This is a genomic window from Niallia sp. HCP3S3_B10, from assembly GCF_052064465.1.
In the GTDB taxonomy this organism is placed as follows: domain Bacteria; phylum Bacillota; class Bacilli; order Bacillales; family Cytobacillaceae; genus Niallia; species Niallia hominis.
The window spans coordinates 1-14,644 of record NZ_JBQHVO010000091.1; the positions used below are offsets into that span (position 1 = coordinate 1).

General features: G+C 34.2%; 12 protein-coding genes, 1 tRNA gene and 2 pseudogenes. 4 read left to right on the plus strand and 11 right to left on the minus strand.

From position 1 onward, the window contains the following. Positions 1 to 37: 37 nt before the first annotated feature. The 4 genes from ACTNDN_RS23475 to ACTNDN_RS23490 form a co-directional block, all read right to left on the minus strand. A complete protein-coding gene (locus ACTNDN_RS23475; protein ID WP_251630034.1) occupies positions 38 to 541 on the minus strand; it encodes a hypothetical protein in 504 nt (167 codons plus the stop codon). A gap of 410 nt (positions 542 to 951) precedes the next feature. Beyond that, positions 952 to 1,335: a hypothetical protein gene (locus tag ACTNDN_RS23480; protein ID WP_251630033.1), complete on the minus strand. Its 384-nt coding sequence runs from the start codon at positions 1,333 to 1,335 to the stop codon at positions 952 to 954. Between the two features lie 79 nt (positions 1,336 to 1,414). Then, on the minus strand, positions 1,415 to 1,636 hold the full coding sequence (locus tag ACTNDN_RS23485; protein WP_251630032.1) for a hypothetical protein: 222 nt from the start codon (positions 1,634 to 1,636) through the stop codon (positions 1,415 to 1,417). A 197-nt stretch (positions 1,637 to 1,833) separates the two neighbouring features. Continuing rightward, complete coding sequence (locus tag ACTNDN_RS23490) at positions 1,834 to 2,034, minus strand: aldo/keto reductase (protein WP_251630031.1); 201 nt, start codon at positions 2,032 to 2,034, stop codon at positions 1,834 to 1,836. 132 nt (positions 2,035 to 2,166) lie between these two features. Here ACTNDN_RS23490 and ACTNDN_RS23495 point away from each other — a divergent pair, with 132 nt between their 5' ends. The 3 genes from ACTNDN_RS23495 to ACTNDN_RS23505 all read left to right on the plus strand — a co-directional run bounded on the left by ACTNDN_RS23495 (position 2,167) and on the right by ACTNDN_RS23505 (position 4,906). Beyond that, positions 2,167 to 3,120 (plus strand): hypothetical protein, encoded by a 954-nt coding sequence (locus ACTNDN_RS23495; protein ID WP_251630030.1) that lies wholly within the window; start codon positions 2,167 to 2,169, stop codon positions 3,118 to 3,120. Between the two features lie 349 nt (positions 3,121 to 3,469). Next, positions 3,470 to 3,658: a helix-turn-helix domain-containing protein gene (locus tag ACTNDN_RS23500; RefSeq protein ID WP_251630029.1), complete on the plus strand. Its 189-nt coding sequence runs from the start codon at positions 3,470 to 3,472 to the stop codon at positions 3,656 to 3,658. A gap of 177 nt (positions 3,659 to 3,835) precedes the next feature. Next, positions 3,836 to 4,906, plus strand: a complete 1,071-nt coding sequence (locus tag ACTNDN_RS23505) for a tyrosine-type recombinase/integrase (protein WP_396953906.1) — start codon at positions 3,836 to 3,838, stop codon at positions 4,904 to 4,906. Between the two features lie 120 nt (positions 4,907 to 5,026). On the opposite strand, the gene ACTNDN_RS23510 is transcribed toward ACTNDN_RS23505, so the two are convergent. Together ACTNDN_RS23510 and ssuE are read right to left on the minus strand one after the other, a co-directional pair. Further along, positions 5,027 to 5,098, minus strand: a tRNA-Val gene (locus ACTNDN_RS23510). 102 nt (positions 5,099 to 5,200) lie between these two features. Beyond that, positions 5,201 to 5,725, minus strand: a complete 525-nt coding sequence (gene ssuE, locus ACTNDN_RS23515) for an NADPH-dependent FMN reductase (protein WP_251630027.1) — start codon at positions 5,723 to 5,725, stop codon at positions 5,201 to 5,203. 273 nt (positions 5,726 to 5,998) lie between these two features. On the opposite strand from ssuE, the gene ACTNDN_RS23520 reads away from it, so the two are divergent. Further along, on the plus strand, positions 5,999 to 6,529 hold the full coding sequence (locus ACTNDN_RS23520; protein ID WP_031536810.1) for a DoxX family protein: 531 nt from the start codon (positions 5,999 to 6,001) through the stop codon (positions 6,527 to 6,529). Between the two features lie 45 nt (positions 6,530 to 6,574). On the opposite strand, the gene nrdG is transcribed toward ACTNDN_RS23520, so the two are convergent. From nrdG to nrdD (ACTNDN_RS23545), 5 genes and pseudogenes are all read right to left on the minus strand, one after another. After that, positions 6,575 to 7,063: an anaerobic ribonucleoside-triphosphate reductase activating protein gene (gene nrdG / locus ACTNDN_RS23525; RefSeq protein ID WP_031536809.1), complete on the minus strand. Its 489-nt coding sequence runs from the start codon at positions 7,061 to 7,063 to the stop codon at positions 6,575 to 6,577. Positions 7,064 to 7,341: 278 nt separating this feature from the next. Then, positions 7,342 to 9,192, minus strand: a complete 1,851-nt coding sequence (gene ltrA / locus ACTNDN_RS23530; RefSeq protein ID WP_441132440.1) for a group II intron reverse transcriptase/maturase — start codon at positions 9,190 to 9,192, stop codon at positions 7,342 to 7,344. Positions 9,193 to 10,005: 813 nt separating this feature from the next. Then, positions 10,006 to 11,232 (minus strand): annotated as a pseudogene (nrdD, locus tag ACTNDN_RS23535) (anaerobic ribonucleoside-triphosphate reductase); the annotation flags it as partial. Positions 11,233 to 11,320: 88 nt separating this feature from the next. Further along, entirely contained in the window at positions 11,321 to 13,180 is a 1,860-nt protein-coding gene (gene ltrA, locus ACTNDN_RS23540) for a group II intron reverse transcriptase/maturase (protein ID WP_441132442.1), read from the minus strand. A 692-nt stretch (positions 13,181 to 13,872) separates the two neighbouring features. Then, positions 13,873 to 14,448 (minus strand): annotated as a pseudogene (gene nrdD, locus ACTNDN_RS23545) (anaerobic ribonucleoside-triphosphate reductase); the annotation flags it as partial. Positions 14,449 to 14,644: the final 196 nt, after the last annotated feature.

The window sequence follows — 14,644 nt, forward strand, 5'->3', positions numbered from 1 at the left end:
TATAGCAAAACCTCCATTATGTGTAATCTCTAGGAGATTATCGCATATAAAAAAGCGTCAAACCATGTGGGTATAGTTTGACGCTTACTTTGATACATGCTTGCTCTTCTTTTTTGTCAATCCTAAATTTATCTTCAGCAGCCCCTAGATCACTAATCTCCTGTTTATTTTCCTTCTTCAACTCTTCCCTTTTGTCAGAACTGATTTTTGTAAACTGTTCCATTATCTTATTAGTAATATGGAAGTATTTCTTTGCTGGAGACCCCATAATTACCGTTTTAATGTAACCAGCTTCTTCTAAATCCTTGATAGCTTTTACTTGCTGCTTATAAGATAGAGCTGTCTCTTCTTGTATAGTTTCACTTGTTAGATAAAAGTACTTCTCTCCTTTGTATGTAGAGAGCATATTTTTACTTTCAAAGCTTTCGTAACTGGAGCATAGCTGACCAAATATAATTGCTCCATTTATGGATACCTCATGAGCTAGTTCTTTATTGAATATAACAAATGCATTGCCACCAATTATGGAAAATAAATTCATGTCCTTTGCTCCTTTTGACACAGAAAAAGAAACTTGCTAAAATTTAATTAGAAGTTAATCTTCTGCTTTTTTGTGTAGAGATGGTAGAGCCGCCAAACTCATTTGCCATCTCTTTTATTAACCCACCAAACCGAACATTTATTCGTAAAATACAAATTGGGATATGTCACCTAAATTTTTAATCCATATAACTTTGCTTGTGCTCCAGATCTTGTCCCCATATATTCACATATCTTTTAGTAGCGATAATATCCGTATGATCAAGTAAATAAGCATTCACATCTGAAAAAATCATCCCTATTAAACTAACTTCCCTCCACTATCCGAATAAAAAGGCGCTATTTTTGCACTTTTTATGCTATTCCTAATAATTACCCCTTCTTAACTGAACTGAAGTTATTCAAACCGACTTAACTCTGAGATTGCCAAACCTTTAAAATTGGTTCCTTTGTATCCGGAGAAACAGCCTTTTCTTTAAGATATCTATAGGTGGCCTTTAGATTTTGATACCAAATATCCATGCTTATTTGTTTCGTATAATTTGGTTCTTCCCCCCTGGATTCTGCAGCAACCTTAATATAAACATCTCGGTAAGAATATAGGGTGTCCAGAATAGTTTCCTCAGACAACTCGCAATAGCGAATACATGCTTGCAAATTTCCTTGTTCGATAGCCGGAGAAAGGCTGTCTATTTCCTCTTGCCTTCTAAGACGTTCATTCCAGTCTTGAGCTGGATCTTTTTCCTTTGGCTTTATGTTTTGCTCAAGATTATTCAGTCGGGATTTTAAACTCATTCAAAACCTCTCCTTTTGAAAAATTGAGAATAAAAATAAATAGTTTATTTCCTTGTAATGGTAAGGTAAGTAATTTGTTTTATTCCTCGTTTTCATAAATTTTTTCAAGCTTGTTTATTCTCTCCGCTAAATCCCCTAATTCCATTGATTTCAAAGCTGTATTGGATAATGTTGCTATTGTTTTCGCTTTATCTATAGTCATTTCTCCATCCTTAAGCAAAATATTAATTACCTTTGCTAGCATTCTTCTAATGTCTTGAGGCTTGTTAATTCTGATGTCTTTGGTAAAATGTTTATTCATCTTTTGGCTCCTTTTCTTGTAAACTAGAAATATTCTAATGCATCAAGGCTTTCGCTAATTTTAAGTTTACAAAACGTCATAAAAAAAACCATTTATAATCCCCATTTCCGACTCTTATTGTGATAAATGAGCTTGAATAGATCCAAATTTTTCATGAGGTAAAGAACCAGTAGATCACTAAGTAAAGTCATTTTATGCTATTTAATTTTTTCTCCTTTTTCTACATTCTCTTTTGTTTTTTCAATAGCTATAAAAACTTCTTCCTTTCTTTCTGGAAGTAGCTCTTTACGTAGCAAGCGACTAAAATTGCCTTCAGATAGTCCATATACATCTGCCACTTGCCATTGTTTTAATCCCGCCTCTTTAATTGCCATTCTAATATCTTCATTTTTTACCATTCTCTTATTCTCCTCTCTTGCCATTGTCATTATTGTCGTTGTATAATCATTTTAACGTAAATTTTTACCATAAAAAACAAAAAATCACATTTATATCGTAAAATAACGTAAATTTTTAAGGAGGAACTATTATTGAGCCTATCATTCTATTCCATTCATCAACCTGAACAAATTAACATGTATAACTCGTCTGTATTAAGTGAAACAGAGTTGGAATCCATCCTTCATGCTATATATGAAAGAGATTCTACACATGGAGAAAAGATGGTTTCAGACTTTAAAAGATTATTTCACCTTCAATTAACAAAAGGAAGAGCTGCTTCTGCAAATTATGACTTTTTTATAAACCATCAACTAGTAAATGCTAATAGCCCTTGTATCTTCTCCTTTCCAAAAGATTATACATTTACCTTAAAAGAACCCAAAGGCCTTGCTACTAAATTTGCTTCTCTAAAATCTGACAAAGAAATTCTTGAATTTGCAAAGGAATATGGATTACTAGGTGTTATAATGCCCTCTTTTAAAACAACGGATTATGGACCAACAGTATTTGAACCTATCTATTTTTGGAGATTTTATATTAACCAAATAAAAAAATTATTAAAGTTATATAACATGCTAAAGAAAAAGCATAAAAATCAAAACATTGATATTATTGGGGAACTTATAAAATATAAAGAAACCGATGGAAAAATTTCTTTCGAATGGGTAGAGGGCGGCGTAATTCCAATTAACTATGAAGAAAAGACTGATGATATAGATTATGAACTTTATGATCAAATAACAGGGGCATATATATTTACTACCTTGGTGAGGAATGGTTTAAAAGGAGCTATTGATGTAGACTTTTCCAATATTACTAGATCTGAAAAATCAGAAATCGGATTTCGTATGAAGGAATCATATAGTACAAATTATTTACTAGGAGCAATCTATTATGATTTATGGGAACTTATTAGTAATGATACAGAAATACTTGATTGTGAACATTGTGGCATCCCCTTTACAAAATCTGGTCGAAAAAAATACTGTAGTGATTCCTGTAAAACCCTAGCATATCTATCTAGAAAAGAAAACAAACAATAGCAATGTGATGATTCTCCAACAACTATCACTAAAAAGGTTCTTACTCATTAAATAACATCGCACTTCACAAGAATTCAAGCCTTACAACTCTAAGAGGATCACTCACAAAAACTAAATAACAATAATTTAGATAAGGCTCAACTTTTATCACACAATCCATCAGCCATTCTAAAAGAAATGAATTTGGAAAAACACACTATTATACTGCTAAACTTGTTTAACAATACATTCGAGAGGCAGGCTACAAGTTTCTCCATTTAAAAATTAAACGATCAGAGAACTTGAGAAACATGATGAATGGTTACTATCCTTATGATTGGAAACACAAATTATTTTGGGAGGACTTTTTATGGATAATACAAATAAATATCAGCAATTACCAGATGTCTTAGATGTAAGTGATATAAAAAACTTCCTCAATATTGGTAGAGTACAGGCTTATGAGTTAGTTAATTCTGGACAATTCCATGTAATTAGGCTGAACCGAAGAATTAAAGTGCCTAAATCCGCTTTTATAAAATGGTTTGAAGGCAAATAAATAGCCATAATGGAATTAATTGTATCGTCCATCCCTTTCCATTTTAGAATATACTTAATTTATCGGTAACTCTAAAAAAGGGATGGGCTTTACCTTGAAAGGAGTTAAACTACAAATGCCGGTTTATAAGGATAATAAAAGAGGCACATGGTATTGGATACTAAATTATAAAAATGAATATGGGAAAGAAAACAAAAAAAAGCACGAGGTTTTAAAACAAAAAAAGAAGCTACTGAAGAATTAAGAAAAATAGAAGTTGAAATAATTCAAGGAACCTATATAGAGCCATCCAAAGTACTTTTTAAAAATTATATGGAGGATTGGTTCTCGTTAAAGAAAATGTCGATTAGTAATCAAACCATTAAATTATATGAATATGGTTTAGCTAATCATATTCTGCCTTCCCTTGGCTCAATACCTTTATCCAATTTAAGACCTATCCACATTCAAAAGATGATCGCAGAAATGCATAAAAAGGAATTGGCTGGTTCTACAATCCGAAGAATCTTTAATATAGTAAATACTTGTCTAAATTATGCAGTCAAAGTTGGTGACGTGCCAAAGAATGTTGCCCAACAGATTGATAGACCAAAGGTGAGCAAAAAGGAATTAAACATTTGGGATATTGATCAAATTAAAAAATTCTTAAATGCTGCTAAGGAGGATCGTCTTTACTGCGCATTCTATTTAGCAATCATGACTGGTCTAAGACAAGGTGAGATTCTCGGACTACAATGGAAGTATATCGACTTTCATAATAGGACTTTATTTGTTAGACAAATCCTGGAACATGACGGAAAAAGGTTAAAAAAAGGCGCAAAAACTGATTCCAGTATTAGAACAATTGCTTTGTCCCCTTCTACCATTAAAGTTTTAAAGGATCATTATCAAAAAATGCAAAGGGAAAAAGAACAGTTTATAGGTGATAGTAATGCTGTATTTAATCATCATGACTTAGTTATTTGTTCCAATGTTGGCACACCGCTCAATCCTAGAAATCTTGTCAGAACTTTCAATAGACTGATTCAAGAAGCAGACCTGCCAAAAATTCGGTTTCATGATCTAAGGCATTCTCATGCTTCATTAATGATTTATCAAAATGAGCCAATCAAATTAATTGCTGAAAGAATGGGTCATTCCAAAATAACTACCACAATGGATACTTATGGTCATCTATTACCGAACATGCAAAGAAATGCCTCTGATAAATTGGATGATACGCTATTTGGGCCTTCAAAAGAGGGATAACTTTTTTGGATGCCATATGGATGCCACGAAGGTATTCATTAGAAAATGTACAAAGTAAAACAAAAACAAAAAAAGCCTCAATCCCTTTCTGGACAAGGAATTAAGACTCTTTTCTCTTGATGACCTGTGAGGGACTTGAACCCACGACCCCTTCCCTGTCAAGCAAGTGCTCTCCCACTGAGCTAACAAGTCATGGTATTAATATTTTCCTCTACCCCAATCATACCATGTCCTCTTCCCTTATTCTAGAAAAAAATAAAAAGTGACGGGCAAACCATCACTTTTACACCGTTATTAAACTCCTTCAAGTAGGTGCTCTAATTGGTTAGTAATCCTTGTTTGCGCATCTGCATCTAGTAGATAGTTTTGATTGACTTGCTTTGTAATTTGATTATCGGTAACATAGGCTCCTGTTAAGATATTGGTTGCACCTAAATTTGCTAACACAGGTTTCAATGCGTAATCTATTACTAATAAATGAGCATAGCTTCCTCCAAGCATTAAAGGAAGTATCGTTTTATTTCGAAGACTCTTTTGTGGCAATAGATCTAGAAATGTCTTAATGATGCCTGAATAAGAAGCCTGAAATACAGGTGATAGGACAATCACTCCATCACTTTGTTCTACGTTTTGTCTTGCTTCCTTAATTTCTTTATTCATAAAATCAGCGGTAATTAAGGCAGCGCTTGGCAATTCATGTACTTGTATGACGTGGACTTCAACCTTCTCTTTTTCTAAAAAGTCAGCAGTATATTGTAAGATACCTGTTAATCTTGAGTCTATTTTGTGTCCACCAGCTATGATGGTTACTTTCGTCATTGATGTCTCCCCTTTATAAAAATCTTCTATGTGAATAATAGTTTTTTTTCCTTGTGCAATTATTTTATCATGAATAACAGTTTATGTGCTTAAACCCTGTTTCTAAACAATTATGTTACATAAATCACTTTTCTTATCAAGAAAGTTCACATTTAAGACATATTCTTTTGAATGATTTGTGAATTGATTCACATTATTATTTTATTTTAATAAGTATTTGATATATTTAACTTGTAAATAATAAAAACGAAAAATAAGAAAAGGATGATTCTTATGTTTATCGGATTTTTAAGAGAAAATAAAATTGCAGCTGGCATTTTAACCATCATTCGTTTATTCCTTGGCTATTCTTGGTTTACTTCTGGATTTGGTAAACTTACTGGTGGGGGTTTTGATGCTTCTGGATTTTTAACAAATGCAGTTACTAACCCAGTCATGGGTCCAGATGGCGGAGCAGTCTATGGCTGGTACACTAGTTTTGTAGAAGGATTTGCATTACCGAATGTAGGTTTATTTAATGTTCTCGTTCCTATTGGAGAAACATTAGTCGGTCTTGGGTTAATTTTAGGTTGTTTCACAACTGCTGCAGCATTCTTTGGAGTATTAATGAATTTCTGTTTCTTGCTTGCTGGCACCATTTCTCATAACCCAACAGATATCTTATTGGGCATGATTATCATGATTGCTGGAGCAAATGCAGGATATTACGGTCTTGATCGCTGGGTACTGCCTTATGTTAGAAAAGCAATCTTTAAAAATGAAGATGATAACAAAGAATTGAATAAAAAACCTCGTTTGACATAAATGAAAGTGCACTTACTAAAATAGTAAGTGCCTTTCTTTTCTGTTCTATTCGCCATATAAAACCAGTTTATGCTGCTTTAAACTTCTTTGACAATCTATCACTCGTTGGTTTTTACTTCCTTTATAAAGGAGACTTAAATCTCTTTGTTCGATTAGAAACCGGCCATCAACTAAAACATCTAAATATATACTTAATTCCGCAAACTCTTCCTTAAATTCTGTCACTAGCTCTTCCCAGAGAAATCCTGTATAGCACCAAATATTTTTATTATTTTCTTTGCATTTTTTAGCTAATCGTATAAGTTCTCTTATTTGTAGCATTGGCTCTCCACCACTAAAGGTAATATCATTTAATGGATTTCGATTCAATTGACTCATCATTTCGTCAATTGACATCTCGATTCCTCCATCTATTCGCCAGCTCTCTGGATTATGACACCCTCTACAATAATGAGTACACCCCGCAAAAAAAATAGTAGTTCTTAATCCTGGACCATCGACAACACTATCTTCAACTATTGATAATACTCTCAACGATGTTTAACCCTTTCCCGCTCTTCTGCACGCTTAGCTGTATTCCAACGATCAAGTGATCCAACAAATAGCGATAGGTAAGTCTTTGGTTCCTCCTGTTGTCAGGTTTTCCTCCGTAAACAATCATTTCAGATTGAACTTTTCCCCCGCTCCACACCGTACGTGAACCTTTCAGCTCATACGGCGTTCCATCGTTTTCACATTCTATTTGTTTTAAACATTACTTACACACTTCGAAGAAGATATATTTCACTGTATATTCGTTTCTTTACCCAACGCTAAATTTCTTCTACAATACTTTCTACTTTGGCTATTAATCTTAATTTGTTCAGTTTTCTTAGCTGTTTCTCATTTAATCCCAATATCTTTAGATATTTATTAAGTGTCTCTTTTTTTGTTGCGTGAATTAGTTTATGCACTGTTTCTGAGACAATTAATAAATTCGAGTAGTTGTCACTGCCTCCATATTGTTTCGGAACCTTATGATGACAATGTATATCATGCGCTTCTAACAATTCATTTGTCACTGCACATTTTCCATATTGTGCAGCATACAATGATATTCTATTATCTGCGTATTCTATAGACTGACCCTTTACTGGATTTCGCATTAACCATCTTAGTACGCCCGTATCAAACTTTAAATTTTGATGTTTTAATGCTCTTCCTTCTTTTGTATATCTATTAATCTTTCGAGTTCTTGACATTGGGATTTTATTTGAAACAAAACCTATCGGAAGAATATAGTGATTTCTCAGATATCTTAATCTTCTAGATTTACCATACCATTTTAGAACACTTGACTTGTATATACTGCTATCTTTCATATTACCTTTTGGTTCTTTGCTTAAGCCTATTCTTGTTAGCCTATTCTTAAGCATATGACCTGTTCTCCATTCAATATTACGGCAATCTACTGATATATGTGTCGCTATACGATAATAATTATGAACACCCATTACTAATGCATTATATCTGCTTATTGCTTGATATTGTTTTTCTTTTTCTTGTGTGTTCTCAATTTTCTCGATTGCTTCTCTTATCTGTATTATGATTCTTTCCTTTGCCTTATCGCACATATAGGATTTAACAACCCATTTATTCTTTTTTGGGCTTAAGTGGACTTTTAGCTTATAACCAAGGAACTCTGAATATTTCTTACGAAGATTGACTATTTTCGATTTTTCTTTACATATGTCAAGTTTCAATCTTTCTTCTAGCCATTTCTTTGTTCCTTCAAAGGTTCTTATTGCTTCATTATAGCTTTTGCAAAAGATTTTAAAATCATCTGCATATCTTACTATAAATATTGGTTTTAACTTTGAGTCTTTTTTAAGCTTCGAATATTTTGCTGAGTTATCAACTGAACCATTTTTCCTTATATAAGGTTTGTATGGACTACGCATAGGAAAGCTTTCCCATTGTGATTCAATCCATTTATCTAGTTCATTTAATACTACATTTGCTAACAAAGGTGATAATATTCCACCTTGTGATGTTCCTTTTGTCGGATATATTACTTTTCCGTTTTCAAGTACCACAGGTGCTTTTAGCATTGCTTTAATTATTGATAACAACTTCTTATCTCTGACTCCTAGTGTCCAAAGTTGTTTTATTAATTTACTATGCCAAACATTATCAAAGAATCCTTTGATGTCCACATCTACCACGTAGTGCATGTTTGAATTTTGCATTAATTGCATAACTCTTGCTATTGCATTTTCAGCAGAACGGTCAGGTCTGAAACCATAGGAGTGATAATAAAATTTAGCTTCAACTATTGGTTCTATTACTTGCTTTATACATTGCTGTACAATGCGGTCAATAATGGTTGGTATTCCTAAAGGTCTTTTCTTACCATCCCTTTTTGGTATTTCTACCCTTCTTACTGTATTTGGTCGGTAATTACTGAACTTTCTATTGATTAATTTTAAGTAGTCTTCTTCATTTAGCTTTGATAAGTCATCAATTGTTCTCCCATCTATTCCTGGAGTATTGCTTCCGTCATTCTTCTTTATATTTCTATATGCCAACATTATGTTCTCAGGTGTTGTTATCAACTCAATTAAACTGTTGAAATTTTTTCCTTTTGTGCTATCTTCATATAATCTATCAAATGTTGTTTGCATATCGTAATATTCCGAGTGACGTATTTGACTTATCTTCGGTAACTTCTTTTTCAGTGTTTTATTCTGCTTCGAAGTCAACACAGGCATCCCTCCTTTATTGGATGGATTTTCTTTGTCATACTCGAAGCTGTGTTTATAATGTTTTCAATTTAAAATGTAAATACGACTTGAGGCTATCCCTCCATGGATTATTATCTCCACTTCAACGGTACTATGCCTCTGCTCTCACCAAGATTAAAGATAGTTATATCCTTATGAATTTCCTATCTAACGCTTCACTAGCCTACAACTGCCTCAACGTTCTTGGCTTTCCACGTTCCAACAATCCTATCATTTAAGTTCCTTAGGTGCTTCCTTTGAGCCTGATTGCTTGACATCGCCTTTAACGATGTAAGGATTTTCGTGGTTACCGTGCTACTCATCCTCACAATCTCCAATTACCATGGAGCCATACATTTCTGTATGGTATCACTAAGACCCTTTCATTCGGAAGTTCGTCAGTACCTTTCTTATGAAGCTTGTACATTCTCACCATAGAACTTGACACCCGACCTATTATTTACAACCTCCACCTCTGGAGATATTTCCTCATCAAACTTATATTGTTTATGTTAGGGTAAACTTCAGTCGACTTCACCGAGCTTCTGACCAATCATTTGTTGTACGATTCTTAGCCAGTCGGAGTATCAGTGGGGACATTTCAGGGCGTTACTCCATCATTCTATCCCTTAGATTGTCAGTTCTCCAAAGTTTGTCTCATTACTTAATGTAATAATTCAACTTCGTGCTTAACCTTTTCAGTTAAGAACGTGTCACACGATATCCAGTAATTCTTCGTATCCGTTCAATCTTTGTCTCTTCCTTTTCTCCACACTTAGGACATTCGTTATCAATAATCCCTTTATAGCCACAGCTTATGCAGCGATCCACTGGATGATTAATACTTCCATAGCCAATCCCTGATTCTTTCATTGTCCGGACGATTTTCTCCATCGCCTCCATATTTTTACTAGCATCACCATCTAGTTCGACATATGTTATATGACCCGCATTCGTTAAAGAATGAAATGGTGCTTCCCGTTTAATTTTTTCATAAATAGATATTGGATAGTAGACGGGGATATGAAAACTATTAGTAAAATAATCTCTATCCGTCACTCCTCTAATAATTCCAAACTTCTTTCTAGTTGCCCGTAATGCTTTTCCCGCAAAGGATTCCGCAGGTGTTGCAAGCAGTGAATAGTTCAGCTGATATTTTTCCATTGCTTGATCCGCTTTTTGGCGCATAAACTGAACAATGCGCAAACCAAGCTCATACGCCTTTTCGCTTTCTCCATGGTGAAAACCAAGCAAAGAAACTAAACACTCTGCTAAACCAACAAACCCAATCGATAATGTTCCTTGCTTTAAAAGTTCATCTAGTTGAGCATCCATCTGTAGCTCTTCTCCACCTTGCCAAACTCCTTGTCCATATAAAAATTTAAAATTTGCTACTTTTTTCTTTCCTTGGTAATGATATCTTTCTAGCAGTTGTTCAATAACCAAGTCTATCGTTTCATTCAATTTATAAAAAAACGATTCTATTGTATTGGACTCTAAGCCAAGCAAAGGGAGATTAATACTTGTGAAAGATAAATTCCCTCTTCCAATTGTTTGTTCCCTTCCATGGATATTTCCCATTACTCTTGTTCGGCATCCCATTGTTGCAACTTCTGAATGAGGAGTACCGTCATAATACGCTAAATTAAATGGCGCATCGATAAAAACAAAGTTAGGAAATAATCTTTTACTTGTTGTCTCAATTGCTAAACGAAATAAATCATAGTTTGGATTTTCTTTTTGATAATTTATTCCATCCTTCACTTTAAATACGATGATAGGAAAAATTGCCGTTTCGCCAGCACCAAGACCTGCTTGTGTTGCGAGTAGCAAGTTCTTTGTTAACATTCTTCCTTCCCTCGATAGATCTGTCCCTAAATTTACTGAAACAAATGGAGTCTGCCCCCCACCTCTTGAATAGTGATAGGTAACATTTTGAAGTTATCACCATGTTTTCCCCCACTCTACACCGTACGTGAACCTTTCAGCTCATACGGCGTGCCATCGAAATAGTAAAATCAAAAATTTACTAAAAGGTAATGTTGTAATTTCCCACTAGCTTTCGGAGTTCGTTAATCTTTTTCATTTCCTCCTCCTGAAGGCTATATCTCTTAATGAGACGCTTCTGTGTCCTGTCATTATTAGTGTGTACTAGCAAGTGTATATTGGTAAGGAGATATACTAGGTTACTGTATTCATCCGTTCCACCTTTTTGTCTTGGTATTTTATGATGACATTCCATATCATTGATTGTTAGTTCTAATCCTGTAACAAAACATCTACCGTGTTGAGCAGAATATAGCGAAATTCGGTTATCATTATATTCAATACTCCGATAGACTATAGGATTTTCCATAATATGTTTAAGAACGAATTGATTAACATTGATTAATTTATCATGAACAAGCTTTCTACCTTCATCTGTATAATTGGAAATTCTGCTATTAAATAAGGTTGGTCGCCTGAACTTGATACCTGAGATTGGATATAATGCAATTTTATGCATAAAGTATTGTTTTCGATGAGCATATTGACCATAGTGCTTTTTGTATGTTTCAGAAAAATGCCCTCGATGTGAAACACATTTTTTCCATCTCTGTTTTAATCTGTATAACGTATCGTTCTCAATGTCACTGAAGTCCCTGTTAACGTTGGTTGCAATACTGTAGTAGTTGTGCACCCCAATAATAAGTGAGTTTAGCTTATACACTTCTTTTGGAGTGTTGCTATTTTCTATTTCGTCTATTTTCTTACGTATCTCTGATTTAATTCGAATTTTCTCTTCGTCAACCATATGTGATTTGATAACGTAACGTTTTTTCTTCCTTTGTACTTTAATCTTAATGCCAAGGAACTCTGTATAGTTTTTCTTAAGATTTACAATACTTGATTTCCTTTCGTTAACTTCTAAGTTTAACCTTTCCTTAAGCCAGTTGATAGTTGCAATATAAAGCTTTTTGGCATTTTCATAGCTATTAGTTAGGATTCGGAAGTCATCTGCATATCGGACGAAAAAGCACTGTTTTAATTTGGTTCCGTTTCTAAGTGCATTCAATTTATTTGAATTATTTTTGTAAGGTAAATTTTTAAAGTTCCCCTTACCATTTCCTCCACAGCGCTGTTTTGCAGGAAATTCAATCCATTGTGAAGCAATCCACCAGTCAAGCTCATTTAGTACAATGTTTGACAGAAGTGGGGAGAGGATTCCTCCCTGAGGTACACCTTTTGATGATTTTCCCTCATTTTTCATTTCTGCTTTTAACATTTTACTAATTATTGAGATTAACTTTTTGTCTTGAATGCCTAAGCTCCAAATTTGTTTTAGAAGTTTTCCGTGATTAACATTATCGAAAAATCCTTTAATATCGACATCTACAGAGTATAAACATTTGGAGGAGTGAACATAGCTGTAAAATTTTGCAATTGCGTGTTGAGTACTCCTATTTGGTCTGAAACCATAGCTTTCATTAAAGAATTTAGCTTCACAGATAGGTTCCAAGACTTGTTTTATACATTGTTGGATAAGCCTGTCTTCAATTGTCGGAATTCCTAAAGGACGTAAATCCCCATTTGGTTTAGGAATCAATTTCCTTTTTACTGTTTGTGGTTGATAGTTGTTAAGCCTTCTTCTAACGTAAGAGATGACGTCGTTAACATTTTCCACACCAATATCTAAGATAGTTCGTCTGTTCGTACCACTAGTTTTACTCCCTCTATTTTTCTTAATGTTTCTGTATGCTAGTTTGATATTTTCCTCGCTAATAATAATTTCATAGAGGTTTTTGAACACATTGCCTTCATTAGATTCGAGATATAGCTGGTCATAGACTTCCTGAATATTGTAATATTCATTGTACCGTAGACTTTTCTTCTTTTTAGCCATAGTCATAAGTCGGTGTTACCACCTCTCTTAGTCATACTCGAACCTTATGATTATTACAAAAGAACCATGATTTTACTATTTCGACTAGAGGCTATCCCTCCACCATGTTTCCATGGCTTCAAAGGTACTGTGCCTCCGCTCTCACTCGGATTTAATACGTTATAACAAATTGCTTTTGAACCGTATTTACGCCTCATTGGTGGTTAATCCTCTGCGTTCCGAGCTTTCCCCGTTCCGATATTCTTATCCTTTCATATACCCTTAGGTTCCATCTATGAGCCTGCTTGAACGTCATCACCTTTAATGATGAAGGGTGTTTCATAATGCACCATTTTACTAAACCCCTCAAGCACCTAACAATGTAGGCATATGCATTTCTACATATCACACTATAGACTCTTTAGGTCAATGGTTCGTCGGTGGTTTGCCAACCACATTCTAACCATAGGTATTTTATGGACTCCCGGCATATAGGCTACGCTATTCACCTCTGAATAGGTTTCGAATCAAAAAGATTTTCGGTTGCTCTCTGCCGACTTCACCGAGCTTCGTACCATCAAATGTTAACCCATTATCAGGCACGTCGGAGTATCAGAGGAAGCATTTCAAGGCGTTACCCTATCATTCTACTTCTCAGAATATCAGTTCTAACAATAAAAAATTGTTGTACCAGCTTTTCACTAGTAAACGGGTCACACATGCATCGAGTTACAATTATGTATAAATGCCTCACAAGCTTGGTAAGTTTCTCTTTCTGTCCATTTCCAAGCACTACGTTCCAACTCTTCACTGTCATCTATTAAGTCACTTAAACGAAGCTTATTTTGGCAGTATGTTTTATATACATATGGTGCTAGATCATAGTCTAACATTGGGATAGATTGTCCCCCGTGTTGCTGATTTTGGTTAGCTTGTAAAATGATGGATGTAAGCGCCATTGCACTCATAATAGATTTTGGCTCTCTCATAAATCCATGACCAGTATTAAACCCATTTTTTAAGAGTTTAGCTAATGGGATTTGACAGCAAGTTGTCGTACCAGAAGAAAAAAAATCAAGATCATGAATATGAATATATCCTTCTTGATGTGCCTCTCTCACCTCTTTCTTTAACAAATGCTCCATTGTATAATACTTGGAAGCAGTAGCAGCAAATTGCATCATATGACTCATCGGTGACATCCCATCAATATTTGCATTTTCTTGGATAAAGTCTTGATTATTGTTTTTCATTATTTCATCAAACTCACTTACTAATTGGACATTCTTGCCCATCTAACTCACTCCATTCATAAAGGAATCTTTACCCATTATAATGGCATTTCTTTTAATAAATCTATATATTGTGTTAAATTCACAAAATATACACAATATATAGATTAACCTGAAATATTCATAGCACTTTAAAAGATGCACGTTTTTCTAAAATGCAGGTGAGAGTTTTCTATCTTTTTATAAGATTGAACATTTT